This is a genomic window from Gluconobacter sphaericus NBRC 12467 (assembly GCF_006539125.1).
In the GTDB taxonomy this organism is placed as follows: Bacteria; Pseudomonadota; Alphaproteobacteria; order Acetobacterales; family Acetobacteraceae; genus Gluconobacter; species Gluconobacter sphaericus.
The window spans coordinates 37,305-62,415 of record NZ_BJMK01000005.1; the positions used below are offsets into that span (position 1 = coordinate 37,305).

General features: G+C 60.7%; 27 protein-coding genes and 1 pseudogene. 13 read left to right on the top strand and 15 right to left on the bottom strand.

Annotated elements, in window-relative coordinates; all coding sequences use genetic code 11:
* The first annotated feature begins 63 nt into the window (after positions 1-63).
* On the top strand, positions 64-294 hold the full coding sequence (locus tag GSP01_RS05105; RefSeq protein WP_141351415.1) for a hypothetical protein: 231 nt from the start codon (positions 64-66) through the stop codon (positions 292-294).
* A gap of 58 nt (positions 295-352) precedes the next feature.
* Here GSP01_RS05105 and GSP01_RS05110 read toward each other — a convergent pair whose 3' ends face one another.
* The 3 genes from GSP01_RS05110 to GSP01_RS05120 are packed head-to-tail and all read right to left on the bottom strand — an operon-like array spanning position 353 to position 4,557.
* Complete coding sequence (locus tag GSP01_RS05110) at positions 353-787, bottom strand: SufE family protein (protein ID WP_141351417.1); 435 nt, start codon at positions 785-787, stop codon at positions 353-355.
* A gap of 57 nt (positions 788-844) precedes the next feature.
* Positions 845-2,782: an ATP-binding response regulator gene (locus GSP01_RS05115; protein WP_141351419.1), complete on the bottom strand. Its 1,938-nt coding sequence runs from the start codon at positions 2,780-2,782 to the stop codon at positions 845-847.
* On the bottom strand, positions 2,779-4,557 hold the full coding sequence (locus GSP01_RS05120; RefSeq protein ID WP_174787547.1) for an ATP-binding protein: 1,779 nt from the start codon (positions 4,555-4,557) through the stop codon (positions 2,779-2,781). The genes GSP01_RS05115 and GSP01_RS05120 overlap by 4 nt, the downstream gene beginning before the upstream one ends.
* Before the next feature lie 158 nt (positions 4,558-4,715).
* Here GSP01_RS05120 and GSP01_RS05125 point away from each other — a divergent pair, with 158 nt between their 5' ends.
* On the top strand, positions 4,716-5,126 hold the full coding sequence (locus tag GSP01_RS05125; protein ID WP_141351423.1) for a hypothetical protein: 411 nt from the start codon (positions 4,716-4,718) through the stop codon (positions 5,124-5,126).
* Positions 5,127-5,138: 12 nt separating this feature from the next.
* On the opposite strand, the gene GSP01_RS05130 is transcribed toward GSP01_RS05125, so the two are convergent.
* Together GSP01_RS05130 and GSP01_RS15410 are read right to left on the bottom strand one after the other, a co-directional pair.
* Complete coding sequence (locus tag GSP01_RS05130) at positions 5,139-5,516, bottom strand: hypothetical protein (RefSeq protein ID WP_255320867.1); 378 nt, start codon at positions 5,514-5,516, stop codon at positions 5,139-5,141.
* 18 nt (positions 5,517-5,534) lie between these two features.
* A pseudogene (locus GSP01_RS15410) lies at positions 5,535-5,627 on the bottom strand (zinc-ribbon domain-containing protein); the annotation flags it as partial.
* A 123-nt stretch (positions 5,628-5,750) separates the two neighbouring features.
* On the opposite strand from GSP01_RS15410, the gene GSP01_RS05135 reads away from it, so the two are divergent.
* From GSP01_RS05135 to GSP01_RS05170, 8 genes are all read left to right on the top strand, one after another.
* Positions 5,751-6,452, top strand: a complete 702-nt coding sequence (locus GSP01_RS05135) for a cell division ATP-binding protein FtsE (protein ID WP_141351427.1) — start codon at positions 5,751-5,753, stop codon at positions 6,450-6,452.
* On the top strand, positions 6,449-7,357 hold the full coding sequence (locus tag GSP01_RS05140; RefSeq protein ID WP_141351429.1) for a cell division protein FtsX: 909 nt from the start codon (positions 6,449-6,451) through the stop codon (positions 7,355-7,357). The genes GSP01_RS05135 and GSP01_RS05140 overlap by 4 nt, the downstream gene beginning before the upstream one ends.
* Positions 7,354-7,947: a YdcF family protein gene (locus GSP01_RS05145; protein WP_141351431.1), complete on the top strand. Its 594-nt coding sequence runs from the start codon at positions 7,354-7,356 to the stop codon at positions 7,945-7,947. Before GSP01_RS05140 ends, GSP01_RS05145 begins: the two co-directional genes overlap by 4 nt.
* Before the next feature lie 45 nt (positions 7,948-7,992).
* Positions 7,993-8,742 carry a lysophospholipid acyltransferase family protein gene (locus tag GSP01_RS05150; protein ID WP_141351646.1) on the top strand — a complete coding sequence of 250 codons (750 nt, stop codon included), beginning with the start codon at positions 7,993-7,995 and terminating at the stop codon, positions 8,740-8,742.
* Positions 8,743-8,991: 249 nt separating this feature from the next.
* Positions 8,992-10,056, top strand: a complete 1,065-nt coding sequence (locus GSP01_RS05155) for a DUF2125 domain-containing protein (protein WP_141351433.1) — start codon at positions 8,992-8,994, stop codon at positions 10,054-10,056.
* 218 nt (positions 10,057-10,274) lie between these two features.
* Positions 10,275-11,714, top strand: a complete 1,440-nt coding sequence (locus GSP01_RS05160) for a cytochrome ubiquinol oxidase subunit I (protein ID WP_141351435.1) — start codon at positions 10,275-10,277, stop codon at positions 11,712-11,714.
* Positions 11,715-11,719: 5 nt separating this feature from the next.
* Positions 11,720-12,745, top strand: a complete 1,026-nt coding sequence (gene cydB / locus GSP01_RS05165) for a cytochrome d ubiquinol oxidase subunit II (protein WP_141351437.1) — start codon at positions 11,720-11,722, stop codon at positions 12,743-12,745.
* Between the two features lie 18 nt (positions 12,746-12,763).
* Positions 12,764-12,913: a DUF2474 domain-containing protein gene (locus GSP01_RS05170; protein WP_141351439.1), complete on the top strand. Its 150-nt coding sequence runs from the start codon at positions 12,764-12,766 to the stop codon at positions 12,911-12,913.
* Between the two features lie 64 nt (positions 12,914-12,977).
* On the opposite strand, the gene gloB is transcribed toward GSP01_RS05170, so the two are convergent.
* The gene (gloB, locus tag GSP01_RS05175; RefSeq protein ID WP_141351648.1) at positions 12,978-13,694 is read right to left on the bottom strand and encodes a hydroxyacylglutathione hydrolase; all 717 of its coding nucleotides are present in this window, start codon (positions 13,692-13,694) and stop codon (positions 12,978-12,980) included.
* 40 nt (positions 13,695-13,734) lie between these two features.
* On the opposite strand from gloB, the gene GSP01_RS05180 reads away from it, so the two are divergent.
* The 3 genes from GSP01_RS05180 (at position 13,735) to GSP01_RS05190 (ending at position 16,120) form a co-directional block, all read left to right on the top strand.
* Positions 13,735-14,457 carry a class I SAM-dependent methyltransferase gene (locus GSP01_RS05180; protein WP_141351441.1) on the top strand — a complete coding sequence of 241 codons (723 nt, stop codon included), beginning with the start codon at positions 13,735-13,737 and terminating at the stop codon, positions 14,455-14,457.
* 89 nt (positions 14,458-14,546) lie between these two features.
* Positions 14,547-15,224, top strand: a complete 678-nt coding sequence (locus GSP01_RS05185; protein ID WP_141351650.1) for a phosphatidylserine decarboxylase — start codon at positions 14,547-14,549, stop codon at positions 15,222-15,224.
* A 14-nt stretch (positions 15,225-15,238) separates the two neighbouring features.
* Complete coding sequence (locus GSP01_RS05190) at positions 15,239-16,120, top strand: CDP-alcohol phosphatidyltransferase family protein (protein ID WP_141351443.1); 882 nt, start codon at positions 15,239-15,241, stop codon at positions 16,118-16,120.
* A gap of 74 nt (positions 16,121-16,194) precedes the next feature.
* Here the strand turns inward: GSP01_RS05190 and GSP01_RS05195 are convergent, their stop codons facing one another.
* The 9 genes from GSP01_RS05195 to GSP01_RS05235 form a co-directional block, all read right to left on the bottom strand.
* A complete protein-coding gene (locus tag GSP01_RS05195) occupies positions 16,195-17,130 on the bottom strand; it encodes an ROK family protein (RefSeq protein WP_141351445.1) in 936 nt (311 codons plus the stop codon).
* A gap of 165 nt (positions 17,131-17,295) precedes the next feature.
* Positions 17,296-17,733: an NADH-quinone oxidoreductase subunit B family protein gene (locus GSP01_RS05200; RefSeq protein ID WP_141351652.1), complete on the bottom strand. Its 438-nt coding sequence runs from the start codon at positions 17,731-17,733 to the stop codon at positions 17,296-17,298.
* Between the two features lie 44 nt (positions 17,734-17,777).
* A complete protein-coding gene (locus tag GSP01_RS05205; RefSeq protein ID WP_174787549.1) occupies positions 17,778-19,217 on the bottom strand; it encodes an NADH-quinone oxidoreductase subunit D-related protein in 1,440 nt (479 codons plus the stop codon).
* Positions 19,214-20,302 (bottom strand): hypothetical protein, encoded by a 1,089-nt coding sequence (locus GSP01_RS05210; RefSeq protein WP_141351447.1) that lies wholly within the window; start codon positions 20,300-20,302, stop codon positions 19,214-19,216. The genes GSP01_RS05205 and GSP01_RS05210 overlap by 4 nt, the downstream gene beginning before the upstream one ends.
* Positions 20,302-20,823, bottom strand: a complete 522-nt coding sequence (locus GSP01_RS05215) for a hypothetical protein (RefSeq protein WP_141351449.1) — start codon at positions 20,821-20,823, stop codon at positions 20,302-20,304. The genes GSP01_RS05210 and GSP01_RS05215 overlap by 1 nt, the downstream gene beginning before the upstream one ends.
* Complete coding sequence (locus GSP01_RS05220; protein WP_141351451.1) at positions 20,820-21,689, bottom strand: hypothetical protein; 870 nt, start codon at positions 21,687-21,689, stop codon at positions 20,820-20,822. The genes GSP01_RS05215 and GSP01_RS05220 overlap by 4 nt, the downstream gene beginning before the upstream one ends.
* Positions 21,689-23,041, bottom strand: a complete 1,353-nt coding sequence (locus tag GSP01_RS05225; RefSeq protein ID WP_141351453.1) for a hypothetical protein — start codon at positions 23,039-23,041, stop codon at positions 21,689-21,691. The genes GSP01_RS05220 and GSP01_RS05225 overlap by 1 nt, the downstream gene beginning before the upstream one ends.
* A gap of 12 nt (positions 23,042-23,053) precedes the next feature.
* Positions 23,054-23,899, bottom strand: coding sequence for an aldo/keto reductase (locus GSP01_RS05230; protein ID WP_141351455.1), 846 nt, complete (start codon positions 23,897-23,899; stop codon positions 23,054-23,056).
* A 21-nt stretch (positions 23,900-23,920) separates the two neighbouring features.
* On the bottom strand, positions 23,921-25,045 hold the full coding sequence (locus tag GSP01_RS05235; protein ID WP_141351457.1) for an aromatic ring-hydroxylating oxygenase subunit alpha: 1,125 nt from the start codon (positions 25,043-25,045) through the stop codon (positions 23,921-23,923).
* Positions 25,046-25,111: the final 66 nt, after the last annotated feature.

Sequence of the window (25,111 nt, forward strand, 5' to 3'; positions counted from 1 at the left end):
ATGCTTTTCCGAGAACCGGGCTTCGTTCCCCGTAACCCGGCACCGCTCTGGAGATCATACCCCATGCTGTTCCGTCGTCTCTCCGTTGCCTCACTCGCCGTTCTGGCGCTCGGTACCCAGATAGCCCATTCCAAGCCCTGTCGCGACGACAAAGGCAAATTCACAAAATGCGAAGCTCCCCAGAAGCCGAAGCCCTGCCGGGACGCAAAAGGGAAATTCACGAAGTGCCCGACGACTGCCAATGGCACAGCAGCTGCGACCAGTACCGCTCCGTCGGTAAGTCACCCGCAGTAAGATTATAATTTCTGCATAAAAAACCCCGCTGGCGTTGAGCCTGCGGGGTTTTTGCTTTCTAGTGTGATGCGCGCTTTTGAATGGCTTGCGCCATGGCCTCAACCCCATTACCGCGGTTCGTTGACAGCGCCTTAACCAGCCCCATATCATGCAAAAACACCGGTCTTGTTCCCAAAATTTCCGATTTCGGGCGGCCGGAATAAACCCTTAGCAAAAGGGCCACGAGCCCCTGAACGATCGCGGCATCCGACGCCCCGGCGAAAAACAGCTTTCCATCCCGTTCGACCGCTTCAAGCCAGACCTGGCTCTGACAGCCCGGAACACGATGGGCATCATCCTGCCATTTTTCCGGAAATGGCGGCAGCTTGCGTCCCATCTCAATGATGTACTGATACCGTTCCATCCAGTCATCAAACAGACCCAACTCAGCCTCGATCTCCTCGATAGCCGCAGCAGCCGTGTCCTCCTGGGGAACAAGATAGGCATCACTCACGTGTCACAATCTCCAATTCACAGACTCATTGCCGCCAACCCATGCAAAACCGGCTTCTTATGACGCGCCAGCGTCAACAGAACGCATGGTTTCAGCCACAGCCCTCTGCAGGCTTTCCTGCGTAAAGGGCTTCGGCAAAAGAAGCCCGTTTTCAGGGGCCGGCATATCATCTGTGTGCCCGCTGATAAACAGCACCCTCAATCCGGGCAGGGCCTTCAACAATGCTTCCGCACAGGCCAGACCATCATGATCCGGCATCCTCATATCAATGATCGCCAGCGCGAAAGGGGACGCCGGATCAACACGCTTCAGCGCATCTGCCAACGAGGCAACAGCCGTCACCTCATGGCCATCCTGGGCCAGGAATCCGGCTGTCACCATTCGCACTGGCGCTTCATCATCCAAAACCAGAACTTTCAGGCGCTGTTCAAGCTTCACACCCTGAAGCGGCCGCACAGAAACCCGCTCCTGGCTATCCCGCGCCACGGGAAGCAGCAGCGTCATGCGCGTCCCCTTGCCCACGACACTGTCAACAACGATTTCGCCATAACTCCGACTCAGAAAACCATACACACTGGACAGACCCAGCCCGGTCCCACGCCCGACATCCTTGGTCGTAAAGAAGGGATCAAAAATTCTTGCCACAACCTCCGGCGGCATACCTTCGCCTTCATCAACGATCTCCAGCGCTACGGCCCGGTCCGGACAGCATTCCGCGGGAAGACCCGTCCGCTTCTGCTCGACGACATGTGCACTGACTCGCACCGTGCCACCATCCGCCATGGCATCCCGTGCATTCACACACAGGTTCAAGAGCGCCATTTCAAGCTGGTCTGCATCAGACCAGACCAGCGGCAGATCCGACGGCACATCTTCCACACACAGCGCGCACGGAGCCGCCGATGCCGATACACCCCGCTTTTTGAGGCTCTGGCGCAAAAGATCCGTCAGCCCCGGCAGCAACTGCCCCAACGACACCGCCGACAAACGCGCCTCACGCGGGCGTCCGAACTGAAGCAACCGCCGCGTCAGAACGGCCCCGCGCTGGGCAGAATCCGTGGCATTGCGAAGCAGCGCCATAGATGCCTCATCAAACTCCGCAATATCTTCCAGAAGTTCGAGAGACCCTGAAATCGCCGCCAGCAGATTATTGAAATCATGCGCGATACCGCCAGCCAGCGTCCCAAGCGACTGCAGCTTTTCAGCCTGACGCAGTCGTGATTCCATAGCGACACGGGCCGTCACATCCCGGTCCATGCTGACCTGCCAGGCATCCGCCCTGGAAGCACCTTCCGGCCAGGCAAGAGCCAACCGCGTCAGCTCATGCCAGCGCACAACAGAACGCCCCTCTCCTTCCGTAAGAACCTCGCTGACCAAACGCTCTTCCTGCCCGGAAACACGGACATCTTCACGCATGGCGGTGATCTCGGGCCATAGCTTTTCAGGAAAATGAGCCTGCTCGTTCTCAGCCCCGCTCTCGGATTCATTCCGGACATTGCTGCGGATGCACCGCCCGTCCCTATCCGAAAAAACAAGCCCGATTGGAAGAGCTTCCATCAGTCCACGCAGCAACGCCTGCTCGGTCTTCAATGCTCGCTGCGCCAGACAGTGCTGCGTGACCTCGCCCACCAGAGAGCGCAGCGCATCCGAATCCCACGGCTTATGCACATAAGCCTGTACCTGGCCCTGATTCAGCGCAGATACGACGGCCTCCAGATCCGCATATCCCGTCAGCAGAATACTACGCGCGTCCGAAAAAGCCCGCGCCTGCATCAGCAACTGGTCCCCGGTCAGGCCAGGCATCCGCTGATCAGAAATAATGGTCGCAACATCCCGATATTCCCGCAACAGATCCAGCGCCCGCAGCGGGTCCGTCGTGGACAGGATTTCATACTGGTCTTCCAACAGATCCGTCAGGGCAACGAGGATTTCCTCCTCATCATCCACCAGCAGAATTAGAGGACGCGACGGCCCTTTTGCGCTCCAGAAAGTCATGCTGCGCGGCCAGTCGCCACCGGCCCCTCCTCGGTCATGCGAACGGGCAAACTCATCCGGAAACACGCTCCGACCCCGCGCCCGTCCGGCAGATTGGCGTCCGTTACCTCAATCACCCCGTCATGCGCCTCCATAACGCTATAAGCAATGGCCAGCCCCAGACCTGTCCCGGTTCCAACGGGCTTGGTCGTGAAGAACGGATCGAAAATTCGCGTCCGCAAGTCAGGCGGCAACCCCGATCCGTCGTCACTCACACTCATTTCGTAGCGCCCGTTTTCCAGCCGCGAGGCAATGACGATCCTGCCCCGCACGATATCTCCATCCGTAGACATGTCCGCCATCGCATCAGCCGCATTGGAAATGATGTTCATGACAGCCTGATTGAGAAACGCTGGCTGACAGACCAGTTCGGCCGGCGCCTGAAGATCTTTCTGCACGATGATCCCCGGCCCCAACTTGTGCGCCAGAAGAGCCAGCGCCGTTTCCAACGCTGCCGGAACATCGACCTTCTGGAAGGAGCTCTCATCCAGCCGTGAAAAGCGGCGCAGACTCAAAACAAGGTTCTGGATCCGCTGCAAGCCGAGCTTCATCGAGTCCAGACGCGACATACCTTTTTTCGTCAATGACATCGCCTCGTCGGACGCATTGACACCCTGCAGGCGTTTGAGCGTCCGCGCTACCGTATCGGCATGTGCAATCGTGAAAGCGAGCGGGTTGTTGATCTCATGCGCAATCCCCGCCACCAGTTCACCCAGCGAGGCCATTTTTGCCGTCTGAACGAGCTTGGACTGCGCCTGAAGAAGCCGCTCATTCGTCCGCGCCAGTTCCATGTTGGCCTGCGCCAAAGCTTCGGCCATTTCCGCCTTGGCTCGCGCCGCTTCCAATGTCAGCGCGTTCTGCTGACGCTCGATTTCCTGCTGGCGGAACTCGTCCTGCGCCATCCTGCGCTGGGCCAACGTACGGATTCGCATCGCGAGCGCTTCAAGCGCGATATCACTCGGTACCAGATCGTCGATTCCTGCTTCGAAGAACTCGCCGGAAGACTGCCGCCTGAACCGTGATGCTTCCACGATCCCAAGGGTCCGGAACGGAATGCCACCGGCCTCCAGAACAGCCTGCCGCCGCGCATCCAGAAGCCGGCAGAACTTCAGATCCTCGTCCCCGCTGCCCAGTTCCAACACCAGACAGTCCGGACTGTCCGCCCCCCGAAGCCACCCTCCCTCAATCAGATCGTCGGACCGCTCGATCGAGGTGACAGTATGCCCATCACGCCAGAGCAGTTCTCCCAAAGTAGTCTCGGGAACATCCTCGACAACTTCTTCCCCCTCTTCATCATCACGCGGAGAATTAACGATCACGATCCGCGCCCGGCGCAGACGGGATGCCTCATCGACCTGAAGGAGTTCCGGCCCTTCGCGAAGAAGAGCGCGCATCCGCAGCACCATGAGATCCGGATGGGCTGACTTGGAAATATAGGCGTCCGCACCACTCTCCAGCCCCTCACGCTCCACACCTGGTGACGCATCTTCCGTCAGCATCAGGATCGGGATGTTCCTGGTCAGCGCATCCAGACGCAACCGCCGCGCAAGCTGGCCACCACTCATGCCCGGCAGTTCGGTACAGGCAACCACCAGATCCGGCATGGCCTCCTCGATCGTGCCCAGCGCCTCTTCGCCACTCATGGCGCAGGTCAGCGCAAACCCCTCCTTAACCAGAACCTGGGCAATCTGTCTGGCATGGTCACAGTCGGGTTCCACAAGGACCACCCGAGGCATGTTGGACGTCACCATAGGCATCTCGAACTCAGGAAAAGGCATGACAGCACGGGAAAGTTTGCATTGGCGTTCTCTTGCAGCTAGTCCGAAGTGAACCATTCGTCCGTTTTCAGGGGCGAAGACTAACTCCCGTTGCCGGACCACTGGAAGCCATATCTATGGACATGCAGCCCCCATCCCATATCACGGACCGCCTTCTGGGCCGCAGCAGCCGCAGCGATTCATCGCTCACCACGTCCTCCATGATCAGGACGGGCATCTGGTCGGTCTGCTATTTCGCCTTCTACCTGGCCCAGCAGATCGCCGAACTTCTGGCGCCTCTCCTTCTGATTCTCGGAGCGGGCTGGTACATCCTGCCACATATCGTCAATGCGATCACCACGAGCGCTGCTACAGCAGATCCACAAGCGCGTGACATCATGAACCATGTCGCCGGGACTCTCCCGGACCATCTGCAGATCGGTTCTCACCTCGTTACGCCGGGCTCCCTGATTTTCGACGGTATCCTCCTCATGGCCATCGCCGCGATCGGAGCCACGGTCTCGGCCCTCGCCGCCCGCAACATGTAAGATGCGTAGGGGTCAGGAAAAATGTCCGACCCCAGGCAGAAAGCCGAAAACTCCTGCGCCCTTGCAGTACCACAGTGCAGCCACCCCAGATCCTGCCAACACAAGACTGGCGCCCCAGGCCGCAATCCAAGCTCCCGTAGACCCGATCATCGACAAAGCAGCCGTGTCCGTGGGCGTCTGTACCTCTCCGGTCGAGCGCGAATGCAGAACCGCGGAACGGCGGCCATCGCTGCGACTGGCCATCGCCCCGGTCGCCCGGAACGCGCCTTCGCCCCCTGAAGCCGGCGACTCCGCAACGAAAGGCGCAGCCTCCTCTTCGGGCACCTCGAAAGCTTCAGGCGCGGCAACAGCCCCTGAGGGCGCCTCTTCCGGTTTCGAAGCTACGGTCACGCTCAGCTCCCAGCTCTCTCCGCAGTTGGCACAACGCAGACGTTTGACTCCTTTTGTCAGCGCCTCCGGAACCTCAAAGACTGCATGGCAGTGGGGGCATTCAATGCGCATTCAATCAATCCCTTCGACAGCCGGCTCCGATCCGGCCTAGCCTGATCCGTGTGCTTGCCTGTTATGACGAAATGATCGTTATTAAATGGTTAATAAATTACCTACCTTTTCAATGAAGGCATCATGATTCGCCTCCTGAATGTCTCGATGATGCCCCCCGACGTAGGACAGCCCGTTCTGCGAAATCTGACGCTCACCGTCCCGCAGGGAGAATTCCGCTGGCTCCTCGGGGCGTCCGGAGCAGGAAAGTCGAGTCTACTGCGCCTCCTGACACTCGAAACACGCCCTTCGGCCGGTCAGATGGACCTGCTTGGCGTGTCCATCAGTCAGGCCAGCCGGACCACGTTACGAAACCTGCGGCGAAGGATCGGGTTTGTTCCCCAGGACTATCGCCTGATCGGGGAATGGACTGTGTTCGACAACGTGGCTCTCCCGCTGAGACTGCGCGGCGCCTCCGAACGCGACACCAGACGCGAGGCCTTCGCCGTTCTGGAATGGCTGGACGTTGCGCATCTCGCTGACAAGCGCCCTGGGACCCTTTCCGGCGGTGAACAGCAGCGCGCCGCCATCGCCCGCGCCCTGATTGGCCGTCCGGAAGTCCTGCTGGCTGACGAACCCACCAACGCCCTCGAGGACGCGCAGGCCCGTCGCTTGCTGGCCACGTTTCAGGAACTGGTGGAAATGGGCACGACTGTCATCGTTGCCACCCATAATGAAGCGCTGATCCGCGAAACTCCGGCCGCGTCCATCATCCTCCAGGACGGCACACTCGCAGGAACCGATATTCAGGACGGAATTGCCGCACTCCGGAGCAATAAAGCATGAGCGCGCCTGTCTCCCCCGGCCTGCGCTCCGGCAGCCTGCCGCTTCTGGTCGCACTCATGACCCTACTAGGCGGACTTTCGCTCGCCGGACTGACAGGCGTTCAAACTCTGGCCGAAGGCTGGGCCGGCGCCGCGCGCAACGCCACCACAATCGAGATCCCGTCCGATACGCCCCAGCTTGAAGACCGCACCCGCACGCTCATCCAGACGCTCCATAAGACACCAGATGTCACCACCGTTCGAGAACTTTCTCCGCAGCAGGTACAGACCCTTCTCGCCCCCTGGCTCGGGCAGATCTCGGACAGCGGACATCTCCCCGGCCTTTCCCTGCCCGTCGTTCTGATCATCGCCCATACCGGAACACCTGATTTGGGTAAGATCGTCCATGAGACCCTGCCAGAAGCCGTTGTGGAAGAAGACCGTCGCTGGGGAGAGCGCCTTAACGGTCTGGGAATCAGCCTCGTCGCCTGCGCCTGGCTTGCGGTCAGCCTTATCGCCGCCATCGCAATCCTTTCAGTCGGCATGACCGTCCGCCGCTCCGTAATGGCCCAGCGCAAGGCCGTCGAGATCGTCCATTTCCTCGGTGCCGGAGATATGATGATCTCCAGTCGCATTGCTGGCAGGGCCGCCCTTCTGAGCCTCGCCGGGGGCCTCACTGGATTGTTCTTCCTGAGCCCGGTCATCACCATGCTCGCTCGAAAACTGGCACCCTTCTCACGTGACGCTGGACCAATCGCGCTGCCTGCAACAACATGGCAGAGCATGCTGGTCAGCGAGTGGAACACCCTGCACGTCCTACCCCACCTTCTACTCGAAGAGCTTGGCGCCCTGCCTCTGATTGCCGCCTGCCTGGGCTGGCTTACCGCTCAGACCGTCGTGCTCGTCTGGCTCCGGCGGCTGCCATGAAGCGCCTGTTTCTGACATGCCTGGCTCTAGGCGGGCTCTGGCTTGCAGGATTCACTTGGTTCATTCAGGACGCGAGCAAGGCTTCCGTCACGGCCCCCGTCTGCGACGGCATCGTCGCCCTGACCGGTGGAGAGCAGCGCGTCGATACGGGCATCACGCTCCTGCGGGGCGGATACGGGCACCTGCTCCTGATCTCAGGAGTCGGCCCCCATGTCACGTTGCAGCACATCCTGCATCTCCAGCAGGAGTCTCTTTCCTCCCCCCTGGCAGAGCGAATCACGCTCGGCCGCCGTGCCACCAGCACGATCGGCAACGCCCACGAAACCGCCCAGTGGGCCCGTGACAATCACCTCCACCGCCTGCTGATCGTCACAGCCGGCTACCATATCCGCCGAGCGGTTCTCGAAATCCATCGCGTGGCTCCGGATCTAGCCCTCGTACCCTATCCGGTCGTGCCCCTTGCCCTTCAGGCGCCCCTTTCCCGCCGGATCCTGTTCTTGATGTTCCGCGAGTACAACAAATTCATCGGCGCGGAAATCTGCGTCCTCACCGGCCTTCCGGATGGCCGGGAAGGACTGGATGGCGCCTGACAGCCCTTGTGTCCGAACCGCTTTTCTGGTGTGCAGAACACCATGATGAGCATTCTTCGCGGCGTCCTTTTCAATCTCTATCTTTTCTGGATCACCCTGTTCATGGGCCTCGGCACCGTTCCGATCCGCCTCATGAAAAATCAGGATCTGGCCCTGTCCTACGCGAAACTTTGGGCACGGGCCATTCTGGCCGGATTTACTCGGATCTGCTCGGTCCGCATCGAAGTCACGGGGCGCGAGAACCTGCCTTCCGGTCCGCTGCTGATCGCCTCGCAGCACCAGTCCTTCTTCGACGGCTTCATCTGGATGACTCTTGTCGACCGGCCCGACTACATCATCAAGTCCGAACTGACCCGTATCCCCGTCGTAGGCCCGATGCTGCTCCTGACCGGCATGATCGCCATCGACCGGAAGGCCGGCTCAAAAGCCCTCCGCAACATGATGCGGGACAGCAAGGCAGCCCATGCCGACGATCGTCAGATCATCATTTTTCCCGAAGGAACCCGTACCCTTCCCGGAGAGCGTCATCCGATCCAACCCGGCATCGTCGCCCTGGCACGACAGACAGACGTTCCCATCGTGCCCGTCGCAACCGATTCAGGTCTATTCTGGGACCGCAATGCCTGGTTCAAGCGTCCGGGAACCCTGCACGTCGTCATCGGTCACCCCCTGCCGCCCCAGCAGGAGCGCAAGGCCTTCACCCAGGCTCTGGAGAGCGCGTGGGATGAACTGTGCACAACCCATACCCTTCCCCGCGATCCTGTGGATAACTCTGTGGACCCAGAAAATGCATGACCAGGCTGCAAAAAACTGAAATTTTTCAGAAGTATTCCAGACCCGACGCCTTCCTGACGCCCTACCTCTGACAGAATCTCCGAATTCCTTGATTTTCTGACACTTTCAGCATTTCACGCTTCCAGAAGCCCCGTTTAAAATCACACGTTCGTGAGCTTTTTCCAACGCTTTGGAGCTTCTTTCAATGGTTGGGGATAAAACAGATGGGACTTGACCAATCCCGCAGCCACACCTGAAAAGATATGCTCAATGGCTCGTCCATTCTTTACTGTGCGTTACGGTCGATCTGCTGTGGTATTGATTGCCGTACTCGCAATAGCTGCAGTGCTGGATACAGTCTTCTGGCTCTGTACGATCCACAGGCTGGACGTTACGGCCCAAACCACTCTGACTTCCGCGCACGAAAATGGCTGGAGGGTTGAGACGACTCCTCTGCGTAAGGGCGGCTGGCCCTTCGGGGCCTGGGTGGAAATCGACCGCCTGAACGGTACACACCCAGCCTCGGCCGCATCGCCTTATGATGCGGGATGGGCCGGTGAGAAAATCCGTCTGGGCGGATCATGGCTCTCCCTGCTCCATGCAGGGCTTCTGCTCTCCCTGACAGGACATCAGGCCGCCCGCCTCGTTGTGAATAAGAATGTTCTGACCGTGCTGACGTCTGGCCTTCAGATCGGCTTCCGCACTCCGGAACACCTGATCTTTTCGGCGCCCCGGCTTCAACTGGCCTTTTCCGGCAGATGGCCGGGCAGACAATTCTCCGTACAGACCCTCTCCGGACGCCTCATCCGGTTTCCCGCTGCCCGTCCGGATGCCACACGCCTCGGCCTCATCGCGGATGCCGCCACAGTTAATGGTTTTCCCCTGCCCTATGGCCTCTCCAGCGATCTGCGCAACGGACGTCTGGCAATCGCCCTGACAGCATCGCAGTCATCACCCAGCCTTTCACTGCTCGATCCCACCTCTTACGGACGCTTCATCCTTCAGGATGCATCCGCGTCTCCCGTTCCGGCCTCCTCAGACAACCGGATCACCCTGACAGGCGCCATCTCCCTGCCAGAACAGAATGGCACGCTCACCCTCACCATGACCCACTGGCAGGAACTGGCGGCCCGGCTGCTTAATCGTCCGGAAATAGAGTCACATCTTGCTCCTGACCTTCAGTCGGTACTGCAAAAATTGCTGCAAAAAACATCCAGTATCCCGACCATGAAGCAGCGCGCCCTTTCTCTCTCCATGCCAGTCATCAATGGTCAAATCCTTCCGGATGCGCAGACAGTTTCAGCGCTTATCAGTCATGGCTTCAGAGCCCCCTGAACGCCTTGGAAAATTCTGGATGCCGCATTGATTTTTATCAAAATAATGCTCAGCGCATCAAACTTTTCTGGCAAAATACGTTTAAAGGGTTCAAAAGACGGCAACACACGAAGAAATCACAACTTCGTTACCCTGTTGTGTGTGCGTGAGGCCCCTGAGGAGCCGACATCCTTCCTCCTGGCCTTTGCGTTTCGCCATCTACCCAGAAGGTAATCGACATGTTTGGCTTGTCGGCTCTATTCTTGGCGCGTTTCCAGTTCGCATTTACGGTCGGGTTCCATATTGTATTCCCGGCTTTCTCGATCGGTCTCGCAGCCTATCTCGCAGTCCTCGAAGGCCTGTGGCTCAAAACGGGGCGCAGCGCCTATCTGGACCTCTTCAAATACTGGCTGAAGGTCTTTTCCGTCGTCTTCGGCATGGGTGTGGTCTCCGGCCTCGTCATGTCCTACGAATTCGGAACGAATTGGTCGGCCTTCTCGCAGAAAGCCGGTCCAATCCTCGGTCCAATGCTGGCCTATGAGGTCATGACGGCCTTCTTCCTTGAAGCCGGCTTCCTCGGCGTCATGATGTTCGGCCTCAACCGCGTCGGCAAGGGCCTGCATTTCGCAGCCACCTGCATGGTCTCGATCGGCACGCTGATTTCCATGAGCTGGATCCTGTCCTCCAATTCCTGGATGCAGACACCCCGCGGCTACCGCATCGACGAGGCGACCGGCCGTTTCCTACCTGTTGACTGGTGGCAGATCGTCTTCAACCCGTCCTTTCCGTACCGCATCGTGCACATGGGCCTCGCAGCCTTCCTGTGCGTGGCCTTCATTGTGGCAGGTGTGGCCGGATGGCATCTGCTCAAGGCCCGTCGTGAAGGCCGTCAGGCGTCCGAACAAGTCCGCTTGATGTTCTCCATGGCCATGTGGATGGCCGCCATCGTCTCCCCGATCCAGGTTCTGGCGGGTGATACGCAGGGCCTGAATACGCTTGAATATCAGCCTGCCAAGATTGCCGCGCTCGAAGGGGACTGGGAATCCGAAAGCCGGGCACCAGAGATCCTGTTCGGCATTCCGGACATGGAAAACGAGACCACGCATTACAAAATTTCCATTCCCTACATGGGTTCGCTGATCCTGACGCACAGCCTGAATGGCAAGGTCCCGGGCCTGAAGGACTTCCCGAAGGAAGACCGCGCCTATTCCCCACTGCTGTTCTTCTCCTTCCGCATCATGGTCGCCCTTGGCATGCTGATGGTGCTGGTTGGTCTGTGGTCGCTGTATCTGCGTTGGAAAGGCAAGCTGTACGATACGCCGCTTCTGCACCGTATCGCGCTGTTCATGTCGCCTGCGGGCTTCCTCGCCCTGCTCTGCGGCTGGATCACGACTGAAGTCGGTCGCCAGCCCTTCACGGTCTACGGCCTGCTGCGGACCTCCGACAGCGTCTCCCCGATCGCTCTGCCGAGCATCGCAACGTCGATGATTGCCTTCATCGTCGTCTATTTCATCGTGTTCATGGGTGGCATCACCATCCTGCTGCGGACCTTCGCCGAAGAACCCCATCCAGGCGAACACGGCCCCGCTGAAGACCAGCCCCAGCGTGCCGCAGGTACAACACAGGTCTCCCATCAGCCCCCGTCCAGCCCGACGGCCGGCGCTGGCATGGCGGAGTAAGAACCATGACAGAAACAGCCGGCTTCTGGCTCCCGGTGGTCTGGGCGCTGCTCGCAGCAACCGCCATCTTCCTCTATGTCTGCCTTGATGGTTTCGACCTCGGTATCGGCATCCTGTTCCTCAAGGAAAAGGACCACGATCACCGTAACCTCATGGTCAACACCGTCGCTCCAGTCTGGGACGGCAACGAAACCTGGATGATCTTTGGCGGAGCCGCACTCTATGGCGTCTTCCCCGTCGCCTACGGCACGATCCTCCCGGCCCTTTACCTGCCGATCCTGTTCATGCTGCTGGCCCTGATCCTGCGCGGCGTGTCATTCGAGTTCCGCTTCAAGTCGGAATCGCCCATGAGCCAGTTCTTCTGGGACATTTCCTTCTGCGGCGGCTCCATCGTGGCGGCCTTCATGCAGGGCATCATTCTCGGAACGCTCGTCCAGGGCATCAAGGTCGAGAACAACGTGTTCGTCGGTTCCAGCTTCGACTGGTTCTCACCGTTCTCCCTGTTCTGCGGCCTTGCCGTGGTCATCGGCTACGCACTTCTCGGGGCGACCTGGCTGCTATGGCGCTGTGAAGGCGAACTGCACGACACGATGCGCAGGATTTCCTTCACTCTTGCCGGTCTGATGCTGGTCACGATCGCCCTGGTCTCCGTCTGGACGCCGATGCTCCACGCCACATACATGCAGCACTGGCTGGACATGCCGCAGCTCGCTCTGGTGGCGCCGGTTCCGGTTGCAGTCGTCGTTCTCGCAGCAACGCTATTCCTCGGACTGCGGAACCCGCGCTCGCACCTGCTGCCGTTCATCGCGACGCTGGGCCTGTTCTTCCTGTGCTTCAGCGGTCTGGGCATCAATGTGTGGCCCTATATCGTACCGCCGACCATCACCATCTGGCAGGCCTCCTCTCCGCCGGAGAGCCAGACCTTCCTGCTGGTCGGTACGATGTTCCTTTTGCCGCTGATCCTGTCCTACACGGCCTATTCGTACTACGTGTTCCGCGGAAAAATGTCCGCCGAGCATCACTACCACTAAGAACAGGGAGTCCGGCCCATGCGGATCGAATACGGACAGCCCGACCAAAAACCGGGTTTCCTGAACTGGATGAAACGTGTGGGCTGGTTCATAGCGATCTGGGCCGGCGGCGTTATCGTCGTCGGCCTCGGAGCCGAACTGCTCAAGAAGATCATCTTCGGCTGGTAACGGTCGGACGACCTTTCAAAAAAGCCCCGCCTCTTTCGAGCGGGGCTTTTTTTTGTGTGTGCCTTCAGAACGTATCCTTTTCCCTGCGCAAGCGCGCAAACGTCGCCACATCCGGCGCAAGCAGAAACGGATTTGTCTGGCGCTCCACTCCGAGTGTCACCGGCAACGTCGGCCGCCCGGCTTCCAGCAGACGCTCGACTTCCCCGGCCCGCGCCTTCAGGGCTGCGTTGTCCGGCTCGACATGAAGCGCAAAGGCCAGATTGGAGCGGGTATATTCATGTCCCGCACAGACAAGCGTCTGATTCGGCAGACTGTCATAACGACGCAAACTGTCGAACAACTCTTGCGCTGTCCCTTCCAGCAACCGCCCGCATCCCAGACTAAACAGCACATCCCCGCAAAAGAGCGCCGGAACCTCGGGCACGACATACGACACATGCCCTACAGCATGGCCCGGCGTGGACAGAACCCGGATCTTCACACTCTCCAACGAGAAACTGTCTCCATCTTCCAGGTCATGATCCAGCGGGGGCAGCCATTCCTTTTTCTGCCGGGGTCCATAGACCTTTGCGCCATAGCGCTCCCGCAAAGCATTCGTGCCCGCCGTATGGTCGGCGTGATGATGGGTCAGCAGGATCATGTCGAGCCGCCCTTCCCCGATTTCGTCCATGATCGGCCCCGCTTCACCGGGGTCGACGACGGCGCGCTGACCTGCTGTCGCGGTCAGAAGCCACGCATAATTGTCAGAGAGAACCGGAATCGGCTTGATATCGAGTGGCATGACTGTTCCCCTTGGAGTGTCCTGCTGATGAGGTAGCTGCATGCTGACGTCCCTGGCCCGCATCCGTTCCGATGATGCCGCCACTTTCTACGAAAGCCGACAGGGCCAGCGCACGGCGCTGCTTCTCAACGACCGCCTGCAGAGCATCATGCCCCCCATGCGCGGCCGAAGGATCCTCGGGATAGGCTATACAGCCCCCTATCTTCCGGAAAGTGCGGAATTCGCCGTTTCGGGTCGCCTCCTGCATCCACAGACGCAGAGAACCAGCCGAAGCAACATCCCCTGGGCGGACTGCATCGTCAGCAGCGGACGTCTGCCCTTCGACGACCTCTCGATGAACGCCGTCCTCGTGGTCCACGGTCTCGAATTCACCCGCTTCGCTCCAGATTTCCTCCGCGCCATCTGGCGCACCCTCAACGATGACGGGGTCCTGACGCTGGTCGTTCCCAACCGCTCCGGCTATTGGGCCCACACGGATGCCACACCCTTCGGTCATGGCATCCCATACAGCAGCGGCCAACTAACGCGCCTGCTCGATCAGGCCCTGTTCCGGATCGAACACCATTCCTCTGCGTTGATGCCTCCGCCCGCCGCGCTGTCAGTCACGCAGGGGCGCCTGATAGAACGGGCGGGCCATACACTTCGCCTCCCCTGCGGCGGAGTGCACGTCGTCACGGCCCGCAAGAACGTCTATGCGGGAACGCCTCTGATCGACGAAAAACTGCGCACCCCGCTCCCCCGACAGATAGCCAAGCCCGCCTGAAGACGGAGAAAGCAGAAAACCTGCCCGAAAAACGCCTTCTTTGTGGCGAATTCTTGACCCTCCCGCCGTGTGCCGTAAGAGTGCGTTCCATGTCGCTGATCCAGTCCTTCAAGCTTGTCCTGTCGCCGCCGCACCGTGCCGCGACTCCCTTCCTCCTCGCGGGCTCGCTCGTCGGGCTGCTCGGACGGGCCACGCCCTGGCGCGCCACCCGTCTACTGGGCAACGCAGGCATCGCCTTCACGGCTTTCTGCCTCTATTTTTTCCGCGACCCCAAGCGCACGCCGCCGCCACGCACTGATCTGGTGCTGGCCTCCGCTGACGGTCGCGTTACATCCGTCGCGCTGGTCACCCCGCCTGCCGCTCTGGAAATGGGTCACACTCCGGTCTGGCGCGTCTCAACGTTCCTCTCCGTGCTGAACGTCCACATCAACCGCATGCCCGCCGCTGGTGAAGTCACAAAGATCGCCTATCACGCCGGCAAATTCCTCAATGCCAGCCTCGACAAGGCTTCCGAGCACAACGAACGCAACGAACTGCGCCTGACGCTGCCAGACGGTCGCAACATCGGCGTTGTCCAGATCGCCGGGCTGATCGCACGCCGCATCCTGTGCTTTGTCGAAGAAGGCGACCGCGTAGAAGCCGGCGAGCGTTTCGGCCTGATCCGCTTTGGCTCGCGCACCGATGTCTACCTGCCGCCTGGCGTCGAACCCCTGGTTGTGGAAGGGCAGACCATGGTCGGTGGCGAAACTGTCCTGGCGAAGCTCTGAGCCAGACGCCGTTCATGACCACACCGCCAACGGTTGAACCCATCCGCCCCACCAAAAGACGCCGCATCCGACGCAGGCTCCGACGCATGGGGCGCAATCCCCGCACTCGCGTGCGTGGGCCGTCGTTCAACCGCCTCATCCCCAACATCATGACGATGCTCGGCCTCTGCGCCGGGCTCAGCGGCATGCGTTTCGCGCTCGAACACCAGTTTGAGCCTGCGGCCGTAGCCCTACTGATCGCCGCCTGCATCGACGGTCTGGACGGGCGGATCGCACGGTTACTCAAGGGAGCCACCCGCTTTGGCGCGGAGTTCGACAGCCTGTCCGACTTCGTATGCTTCGGTGTGGCCCCCTCCTTCGTGTTGCTGATGTGGTCGCTCGAACATGCCGGACGCTATTCTTTCGTCCCGTGCATTCTGTTCACGGTCTGCATGGCGCTGCGTCTGGCCCGCTTCAACGCGAGCCTCGATGACGACGACAAGCCAGAATATTCCTATAGCTTCTTCACAGGCGTTCCCGCCCCTGCCGGAGCCGGACTGGTGCTGTTTCCGGTTTTTTTGGGACTTGAGGCCGATCGTCTCCACGCCGAAGGTTTAGCTACCTTTGCCCGCCTGCCCCTCGTCTCAGCTGTCTGCCTGATTTTTACCGGACTACTTCTTGTCTCAACGCTGCCAGTCTGGTCGTTCAAGAACTTCAAGGTTCCGGCGCGCTACGTCCTGCCCCTGATGCTCGGAACAGGACTATATGCCGCCCTTCTGGTCGCTGACCCCTGGGGTGCCCTCGCAGGTGCGGGATTACTCTATATCGCAATCCTCCCTTTCTCCCGCCGCTCTTACCATCGCCTGAAATTGGCGGCGGAAGAAATGTCGGAAACGGTTGAAGAAGAACCTGCCTGAGAGCAGGAAATGCCAACAAAAAAGGCCGCCCGGAAAACCGGGCGGCCTTTTTCATATCCAATTACGCGACAGACTTATTCCGTCACGTCCCACAACCATGCCGCGCCACGCACGCCAGAGCTGTCACCATGCTTGTTCTTAACGATCGGCGTCGTGCAGACCGGCGTAATGACATGCTTGGCCAGAAGCGGCGGCACGCGCTCATACAGCGTATGAATATTGGAGACGCCACCACCCAGAACAATCACATCCGGATCAAGGAAGTTGATGACCATGGCACAGGCCCGGGCAAAACGCTCAGTGTAACGGCCTAAAGCCGCAATCGCCGCCTGATCACCATTGGCCGCAGCCTCTTCGATCCCGGCCGTATTACGGTTACCCGGCCCTTTCCAGTCCGCGGCAAGTGCCGGCCCCGAAAGGTAGCGCTCCATGCAGCCCTTGTTCCCACAGAAGCACTCGCGCGCCGGCGCATCTTCTTCCGTCGGCCAAGGCAGCGGCAGATGCCCCCATTCGCCAGCAATATGATGACGCCCTTCAAGAACGCGGCCGTTATTGACAATGCCCGCACCCATGCCGGTCCCGATGATGACACCAAACACCGTCAGCATACCCTTGGCCGCGCCATCGGCCGCTTCGGACAAAGCAAAGCAGTTCGCGTCATTTTCCGTCCGGACCGGGCGCGCCAGAGCGGATTCCAGATCATGACCGAAAGGCTGGTTGTTCAGCCAGGTCGCATTGGCGTTCTTGATCAGCCCGGTTTCCGGGGAGATCGATCCCGGAATGCCGATGCCCAGCGTAGACGTATGCTGCCCGGCCGACACACGGTGGCTCGGCACCGCACCCAGACGGCGGTCCACATCCGTCACCAGATCACGCATAGCCAGAACGGCTTCATTATAGATACCGGGATTGGGAATGCGTTCGCGCAGGACGAGATCGCCCGAACGGTTCAGAACGGCAATTTCGATCTTCGTGCCACCAAGATCAATTCCAAGGCGATAATCAGCCATCTCTAGCCCTGTGCTCTATACGGTGACCTGAACGACAGGCGACCGAACCTCATGGGAAACGCATCCAGTGCGTCCGTCTGCTTTAACGCGAAACCGTGTCACGACAAGCCGTCCGAAGACAAAACTTCGTTGTTTCAGGCAATTTCCAGTTTCAGAATATCGCGATCAGACCCGCGCCAGTTCCTCAAGCGCGTGCAGGATCTCCTGCGGCGCTGGTGGACAGCCCGGAATCGCACGCCGCACCGGCGTCAGGGCCTGCAAGCCTCCCAACGTCGCATAACCGGCCGGAAACGGCCCTCCATCGACTGCACAAGCCCCAACCGCAATCAGGCTCCGGCCCGGCGGCATAGCCCGCCACACCCGGTCTAACATTTCAGCACAGACCCGCGTCACCGCCCCGGTCAGCAGCAACCAGTCCGCATCCGCCGGATCGCTCACACAAACAAAACCCGCCTGCTCCAGCGCGAACGCACTGCCATTGAGGGACTCGACCTCCATGAAGCATCCCTCGCAGCCACCGGTCTCAAGAATATACAGCCCGATCGGACGCTCCCGCCGCGGAATTTCCCCGTTCACAGACGCCCGCCCACGCGTTGCATCCATGAAAGCGTAAAGCAGGCTCAGAGGCCCCGTCCGTTGTACAGCCTTCACAGCGCAATCCCCGCCGGTGAAATCCCGATCGAACCCAGAGCCGCCGGCACCCGGCTGATGGGATAACCCCGCAGCATCGCGCCCAGAACCGGCAGAAGCGATACACCCGGATCCCTCACATGCAGGCTCTCGATCCGCCCGTCTTTCAAACGCACCCAGTACCACACATCTCCGCGCGCGCCCTCGGCCACGCCAATGCCCTCATCCGTCCGGTCCGGCGCGGGCTCGTCGTCTTCCAGACCGATACTCCCCAGAATCCGCTCCAGCAGCTTGAGAGAGTCGCGGATTTCGGCAAGCCGCAGCCCTTCTCGCGCCCGAGCATCCCCCTGGCTCGATCCTGTCGCCCGCAATGCCTCCAGCCGCATCCCGGCCTCCCGCCGCCGCATGTCCATGCTGCGGCCACTCGCCCGCCCGCTCACGCCACCCACGGCAAAGCGTTCGGCCAGCCTCACATCCAGAACCGCAAATCCGTCCAGCCGCGATGCAAAAACCCGATGAAGCTCTTCCAGCGCTGCAAGACGCGGTTGCATTACCGCATGAACGGCCTGAGCCAGCGGCACGATCTCGAGCCCATCCCGAAACCCGTCACAAGTCACCATATCCATCAGACGTCGCGAAACACCCTGCTCCGCACAGGCCCGCGCGATGGCTTCCCGCGCATGATCGCAATGCGTCGCGAGCAACTCCGCATCCACACCCCGCGCCGTCCTAGCCATGTCGAACAGATGGAGCGACATCCGCTCGATCTCCAGCAACACCATCCAGACATCCCGAATGCCGGGCCCCGGAACCAGCCCGCGCGCCTGCGCCACAGCCCGCGCGAAAGCCAGAGGATGCGCCACGAATCCACCCGCCGTCATCCGAGACACCAGCGGCATGGCCTCTTCCGGCGTCCGCCCCAGCAGGCGCGACACAACTCCGCGATGCGCGCCTCCCGCACAAACCTCCACACTCCGGACTTTGCCCTTCCGAACCTCAAAGGACAGTTCCAGCGGTCCGCTCAGCCCCGTCTGCTCAGGACGCAATAGATGACTTCCCGCCAGCGGCCGCAATCCTCCTGCCGCTGGCCCCGGACGGGACGACAGCGGCCAAGTGGACGTCCAACCGCCTTCATCCAGCGCCGACGCTCCATTCCCATGGGCATCCATCGCTTCCACGCCATACAGATCATACGCCACGCGTTCGCCCCACTCGGCCCCGGCAAAACGCGAGGACGGCGCAAGATAACGCCGCTCTTCCACTGCCGTGCTCGTCAGAAGCGGACGATCCCCCTCCAACAGCAGCACGTAGGCACGGGCATCATCCGCCCAGCAGGATATTAATGGCAACGTCGCGCCCGGCGCCGACAGCATTGCGCTCCACTGTTCGGCATCAAGATGATAATGCGACAACGCAACCCGCTCGCCGCTGCGGATGATCCGTCCCATCCCCATCATGGCCGCCACCCCGTCACCGGATGCCAGGCCAAAAACAGCGGACCACACAGCCCCCCCAGAAGCAAAACTGCCTGCATTACGACCACCATGCCCCGCTCTCCCCGAGCAAACGCTGGCAGAAGCGTCCTGTGCCTCACAGACCACAAAGCAGGCAGCAGACACACCATCAGCAGAACCAGCTGCCCGGTTTCAAGCGACCGCCCGATCCCGACAAGCGCACAAAACACCGGCCAAGGCGCAGCCCCGGCCGCAATTCCATCCTCGCCCTCTGCACCGCGCAGGTCCAGAACCGCAAGCCCAAGCGCCGCAAGCAGCAGCAGGATCAGCGCCGTGCCTTCCGCAGTCGCAGCCGCCAGAGCCCCGAAGGCAGACAGCATCGGCAGGGACATATTCCGGCCTGAGGAGCGTGACGAGACGAGCATGATGATCGTCCCGAACCCCGCGATCAGCATCAGCAGATGAACCAGCGGATACGCACTCAGCCGGAACATCAGCATGAGTGCCGAAAACCGCAGCCCCGTATCCAGAAGCGCTGCCTCAGGCGCCGAAGTCGGCGAGGGCCCAAGCCCTGCCAACATGCACAGCCCCACTGTCAGCAGCACCGCACCAAGCGACGACTGTTGCATCGGCAGAAGCGAAGCCCCCAGAAGCCCCAGCACCACACCGCCCAGCCGGCTGCGCGCCATATCCCAGACAACAAGCGCCTTGCGAGGCCCACGCCCCTCACGCCAGGCCAGCAGAACCGTTCCCGCACCACACAGAACCGTCACGGCAAAAGCGGAGTGAATGTTGAGTGCCAGAAGCGCACAGCCAGTCACCAGAAACGGCAGGATGCGCCCGGTCCGGTCCTGAGCCTGCGGCAGAAGCAGCGGAATTGCCGTCACGATACAGGAACACGCTGCTGCCAGCGCATCCGTGCCCGGCATGAGCCAGACAGCCAGCGGCGTAATGACGAGCCCGGCCACAGCGAAAGTCAGACTACTGGCAGGCTGGCGGTTTTCTGGCGTCAGAAGAAGCAGCAATGCCGCCAGAAGCGGCCAGACCGTTACGGCAAACAGGGTTCCAACAGGAGCAAGCGGATGCATCAGACGTCCTCCACCCTGCGCCACGCCAAACGCGGCAGAAGCGTCACACCGAGCGCCGCCAAAACACCCCACAGGCTCAGCGCCGCTGCAAAAAGCGGCCATGAATGAAGCACGCAGGCCACGACGACCAGCCCGTCCGCAGCCCGTAAAAGTCCCGTGAACTGAACCAGCGGCGCCCCCCATGCCGCACCGCAAAGACCGGCCAGAACCGCTCCAGCCCCCAGAACAGGCGCAAGTCCCAGACCCGCACCCGATAGTCCGAGCGCGAGCAGCAACACAAGCGTCCCGACAACCGGCAGAACAGCCGCCCGATCCGGCGCTTCCGGCGCAAAGCGCCGCAGCCAGACCCAGGCAAGAAAATTCAGCCCGACCAGGGCCGCAGACGTCAGAAGCGCCATCACCCCCGAACAAACCGTCGCCCCCGCAAAGGCACAGACCGCCCCATAGAGCGGCAACCCCCGCCCGTCCTTGCCCAGACCCGCCAGCGCCAGAAGCAGCAGTAATCCAAACCCCACGATCATGTGCCAAACCTCCCCGCCAGAGCCAGAAGGAGCGCCACACCCGCAAACAACGCCGTCAGCCGCGCACTCCGCTCCTGCGCCATCAGACGCAGCCCGACCGCCACAGCAACCGTCAGCGCCAACCTTCCCCCCAATGCCAGAAACCCGAGCCACCAGCCCTGCACACCGCCCTGCGCAAGTCCGACACTCACCGGCAACGCCAGATCCGCCAGCAGCAGCAGCCAGCCACAATTCAGCACATCGGCAATACTGCGCGTGGCCTCACGTTCATGACGATCCTGAAGGCCGGACAGCATCTGCGTCACATCATCCGAGCGCAAAGGCGGACATGCAATTCCAAGCGCCAGCGCACAGGCTGCAAGCGCACCCTCCAGGCCCGGCTCAGGCTCGATATGCAGCATCGCGCACAGGCCCGACAAACCGTCCGTCCCCGGTGCGGCCAGAGCAATGAGGGCCTCGGTCAGACACAGGAGCAGAACTGCAGGCACCAGACGGCCCCCTTCACCCTGCACCAGGCCCGGCCCCAGGAATCCGCGCCCCAGCAGCACGACCAGCCCGACAACAAGCGGATCAGCCAGCGACGACAACGCCGAGCCCGTTGTAACTGTCGGCAGACACACAAGCGTCAACACACCCGCCGTCAACGCCATCGCCGGACGTCCGCCTAGTGGAGCCTGAAACAGCGCTCTCCAGACACGCGCCGCCTGTAACAGACGGAACCGCACGCTCCCGACTGACCGTCCCGCCAGCCAGAGCGGCAGGCTGTCCAAACACCAGCCCATCACCGGCGCCAGAACGAGAAGCAGCCCCACTTGAAACAGCGCTTCCAACACGGACAGCAGGATCAGTCCGATCTCATGCCCCATCACGCCATCACTCCCAGTACCGCCAGAACGAGACCAAGAAGCACAAGCCAAAGCCCCACCGCGCCCTGACGCAAATCGGGAAGAACAGGAGCCTTTACGTTTCGAAGCACTCTGAGCCGGCGCCGCCCTGCCACGATGACGCTACGCATTTTCCACCCCAGGGAGGGTGCTTCCTCAAACAGACCGTCCCCGACCGAAAGCAGATTTCCCAGCGCAGGAAGAAGCGTGGAGGCCGCCTGCACAATCCCTCCGACAACCCGCCAGGGACGCACCAGAACACACCACAGAATAGCCCCTGTAAGCACGAAAGCTGGCAACCGCAGAGAGGCGCCATCCCCACCGCCCATGCGCCAGACAGGCCAGACCCACTCTCCACTTATGAAATGCAGAACCGGACTCGCCATCCCAAACACCAACGCAGGCAACAGCAGACTTGCCGCCCCTATGAAGAGAACAGAGGTGCCCGGAACAGTCCCCTGCCACGCCCGCAAAACCCGTCCCACAATGAGAATATCCGAGAGAGACAGCAGCCCCAGCAGCAGGGCAACTACGACACCCAGCACGCTCCAGCCCTCGACCCCTGCCGCCATACCGAGCGCGGCATGAATCCCAAGCCATAGGACAACGAGTCCGGGCAAAGGTGGAAACGGCAGCCGTAACACCGACAACGCCGGAAACACGCGTCCCAGTACGGCCGTCAAAACCAGCAGTGACAGATCAAGAAGTGTGGCTTCCAGCGCAATCCGGGCACAAACCGCCAGACCTTCCGCCTGCGCTGCCACGACCAGAACCATCAGCAGAACAGGCCGCAAAAGCCCCAGATCTCCCGGACGACAGGCCCCAAGGACAGACCGGCCCAGCAATGCGATCACAGCCGCCCCAAGCCCTGCGACGAGCTCAGCCGGAACCGACACAGGCGCATGCCAGACCAGCGATACGCCCAGAATGCCCATCACGGCGGGAAATGCCCCGCCTTCCTTCTCCTCGTCAGGCTGGCGCACCAGCGCAGACCAGAACAGGACTGGCAACACTGCCAGCACCAAGAATGTCTGGGCCGGAAACAGCACAGAAAGCAGCAGAGCCGGAACACTCCACACTGCCGGACAGGCCTCCCGGTCCTGAGCCGCAATCACGCCCAGCGCGACAGCCTGAACGGCTGGCGACAGGCCCAGAACCGTAGCCAGCGCCGCCACACAGAGAACCGCGGCTCTCCCTGCACGCCCCGGCTGTATCGCCTGCACACAGGCAGGAACGACCAGAAACGCCAGGCAGAGAGAAACCGGATCAACATGAAAAAGGGAGTCGAAAATATGCAGGGCGCGGTCCGAACAAGAAGTGAAAACGGACCGCAATCATCACGACCGTCAGATCATGGCGAGAGATACCTTGCGTTTCGGCGGAGGGAAAGCACTGTCCAGCGTTTTGAGATCCGCATCCGTCAGACTGATCTCCAGACTGGCCAGATTTCCGGCAACATGCTTCGGCGATCCGGCCTTCGGAATGGCCATCACATTCGGCCGGCGCAGCACCCAGGCCAGCGCAATCTGCGCCGGATCAGCAGGCCCCAGGGACGTCTCATGGCGCGACGCCACATCCTTCAGTGCCGGATGCTCCAGCAGCGCTCCGCCCTGCCCGAGCGGCGAATATGCCATCGTGACCGTATCGGTACTCAAATCATGATCCAGAAGATCGAACTCTGTCCCGCGATGCTCAAGATTATACAACACCTGATTGACCAGACAGTTTCCCGACAGGCTCTCAACTTCCTCCATGTCATCGACATCAAAGTTCGAAACACCCCAGCCCCGGATCAACCCGTCATCCTTCAGGTCTTCGAACGCGCGGATCGTCTCCTCAAGCGGCGTGCCCCCGCGCCAGTGCAACAAGTACAGATCCAGCCAGTCCGTATCGAGATGCTTCAGTGAACGCCGGCAGGCCTTGCGCACACCATCATACGACGCATTGGACGGCACCACCTTACTGACGAGGTAAACGTCATCGCGCACATCCGAGATGGCCTCGCCCACAAGCTTTTCTGAACGACCATTGCCGTACATCTCGGCCGTATCAATAACCCGCAAACCAGCCTCAAGCCCCTTGCGCAGGCTCTCAACCTCATGCGTATGCCGGGCCGCACTGTCGCCGACATTCCAGGTCCCCATTCCAAGCGCGGGAACTGTGACACCGTTCCTGAGCGTGACTGTTTTCATGATTATTTCCTGTCTGTGTCTTCAGACAACGATAGGATCAGCCGGCTGTTCCCTCGAAACTTCAGTCTGCGCCCCCATATCCGTCTTCGGCGCTACACCATTTTGCGCCAGAAGACCCCGCAGTTTCCGCACGATCGGGAAGACCTCGACGTTATGATCACCGCCGAGTTCGCACCAGGCGTTCTGCTCCAGTTCCATGATTTCGCGGTCTTCTTCAAAGATCCGGTGCGTGAAGATACCCAGCGCAGGCCAGATTATGTCGATCAGGAACGGCGTTTTAGGCCGCAGCACCGACAGTAGGCCGAAACACTGCGTACTCATGCCATCCGCCGTATTCGGCACATAAACGCTGAACAATTCCATGATCAGGTCGCCATCCTTGTCATGGATTTTCAGGCTCTGATACGGATAGGCCGTGCGGATACTGACGATTTCCTCGACCGGCTGCTCCCGGTTCGGATCATCATGATGCTTACCAAAAATCAGACGTTCCGCCAGTGGCTGCTGATTTCCACTGCGCGCAAAGCTGTAGCGTGCCTCGATGAAGCCCTCACCGGCATCCTGCCCCAGAAAACGTGCCCTGATCTGCCCCATCTGACGGCGGTGCAGGAACTGATGGTTCATGTCCATCAGGTTCTCATGCATGAACGTGTAATGGCACTTCACGACAGGGCTGAAGCGCCGTGTTTTGAAGGCCGGATTGTCCACCTGAGCCAGAGACGGCAACGGCACGCTCTCCGCCTTTTTTGCATCGCCCGGAAAAATGAAGATCATCCCACCGGCCTCACGACAGGGATACGTCTTCACGCCATTCGGCAATTTGCCTTTACCCAGATACGGCACATCAATGCACCGCCCGGACCGGCCATAAGCCCAGCCGTGATAGCAGCACTGGACCACCTCACCGCTAACCTTCCCCAAACTGAGCGGAACCTGCCGGTGCGCACAGCGGTCCTCGAGCGCGAAGACACGTCCTTCTTCGGGCCGCACCAATGCAACAGGAAAGCGCCCGAACCGTCGTCCGATCGTCTTGCCGCGCTTGAGATCCTTTGACCAAGCCAGAGGATACCAGAAGTCGGGATTAATATCGACGCGACGAAGATCAGTCTTCAAAGGCGCAGGGGAAGAATTCGCGGGCTCTGTCACAGTCAGGTATCCTCTCCAGTGGAATGAACAGCACCCCGGTTACGGAGCGTCTTCCATCAAGGGAAA

Coding starts and splice junctions, on each gene's coding strand:
- GSP01_RS05105 (WP_141351415.1), top strand. CDS start 64: ATGCTGTTCCGTCGTCTCTCCGTTGCCTCACTCGCCGTTCTGGCGCTC.
- GSP01_RS05115 (WP_141351419.1), bottom strand. CDS start 2,782: ATGACTTTCTGGAGCGCAAAAGGGCCGTCGCGTCCTCTAATTCTGCTG.
- GSP01_RS05120 (WP_174787547.1), bottom strand. CDS start 4,557: ATGCCTCGGGTGGTCCTTGTGGAACCCGACTGTGACCATGCCAGACAG.
- GSP01_RS05125 (WP_141351423.1), top strand. CDS start 4,716: ATGGACATGCAGCCCCCATCCCATATCACGGACCGCCTTCTGGGCCGC.
- GSP01_RS05135 (WP_141351427.1), top strand. CDS start 5,751: ATGATTCGCCTCCTGAATGTCTCGATGATGCCCCCCGACGTAGGACAG.
- GSP01_RS05140 (WP_141351429.1), top strand. CDS start 6,449: ATGAGCGCGCCTGTCTCCCCCGGCCTGCGCTCCGGCAGCCTGCCGCTT.
- GSP01_RS05145 (WP_141351431.1), top strand. CDS start 7,354: ATGAAGCGCCTGTTTCTGACATGCCTGGCTCTAGGCGGGCTCTGGCTT.
- GSP01_RS05150 (WP_141351646.1), top strand. CDS start 7,993: ATGAGCATTCTTCGCGGCGTCCTTTTCAATCTCTATCTTTTCTGGATC.
- GSP01_RS05155 (WP_141351433.1), top strand. CDS start 8,992: ATGGCTCGTCCATTCTTTACTGTGCGTTACGGTCGATCTGCTGTGGTA.
- GSP01_RS05160 (WP_141351435.1), top strand. CDS start 10,275: ATGTTTGGCTTGTCGGCTCTATTCTTGGCGCGTTTCCAGTTCGCATTT.
- cydB (WP_141351437.1), top strand. CDS start 11,720: ATGACAGAAACAGCCGGCTTCTGGCTCCCGGTGGTCTGGGCGCTGCTC.
- GSP01_RS05170 (WP_141351439.1), top strand. CDS start 12,764: ATGCGGATCGAATACGGACAGCCCGACCAAAAACCGGGTTTCCTGAAC.
- gloB (WP_141351648.1), bottom strand. CDS start 13,694: ATGCCACTCGATATCAAGCCGATTCCGGTTCTCTCTGACAATTATGCG.
- GSP01_RS05180 (WP_141351441.1), top strand. CDS start 13,735: ATGCTGACGTCCCTGGCCCGCATCCGTTCCGATGATGCCGCCACTTTC.
- GSP01_RS05185 (WP_141351650.1), top strand. CDS start 14,547: ATGTCGCTGATCCAGTCCTTCAAGCTTGTCCTGTCGCCGCCGCACCGT.
- GSP01_RS05190 (WP_141351443.1), top strand. CDS start 15,239: ATGACCACACCGCCAACGGTTGAACCCATCCGCCCCACCAAAAGACGC.
- GSP01_RS05195 (WP_141351445.1), bottom strand. CDS start 17,130: ATGGCTGATTATCGCCTTGGAATTGATCTTGGTGGCACGAAGATCGAA.
- GSP01_RS05200 (WP_141351652.1), bottom strand. CDS start 17,733: ATGGATGCAACGCGTGGGCGGGCGTCTGTGAACGGGGAAATTCCGCGG.
- GSP01_RS05205 (WP_174787549.1), bottom strand. CDS start 19,217: ATGATGGGGATGGGACGGATCATCCGCAGCGGCGAGCGGGTTGCGTTG.
- GSP01_RS05210 (WP_141351447.1), bottom strand. CDS start 20,302: ATGCATCCGCTTGCTCCTGTTGGAACCCTGTTTGCCGTAACGGTCTGG.
- GSP01_RS05215 (WP_141351449.1), bottom strand. CDS start 20,823: ATGATCGTGGGGTTTGGATTACTGCTGCTTCTGGCGCTGGCGGGTCTG.
- GSP01_RS05220 (WP_141351451.1), bottom strand. CDS start 21,689: ATGGGGCATGAGATCGGACTGATCCTGCTGTCCGTGTTGGAAGCGCTG.
- GSP01_RS05230 (WP_141351455.1), bottom strand. CDS start 23,899: ATGAAAACAGTCACGCTCAGGAACGGTGTCACAGTTCCCGCGCTTGGA.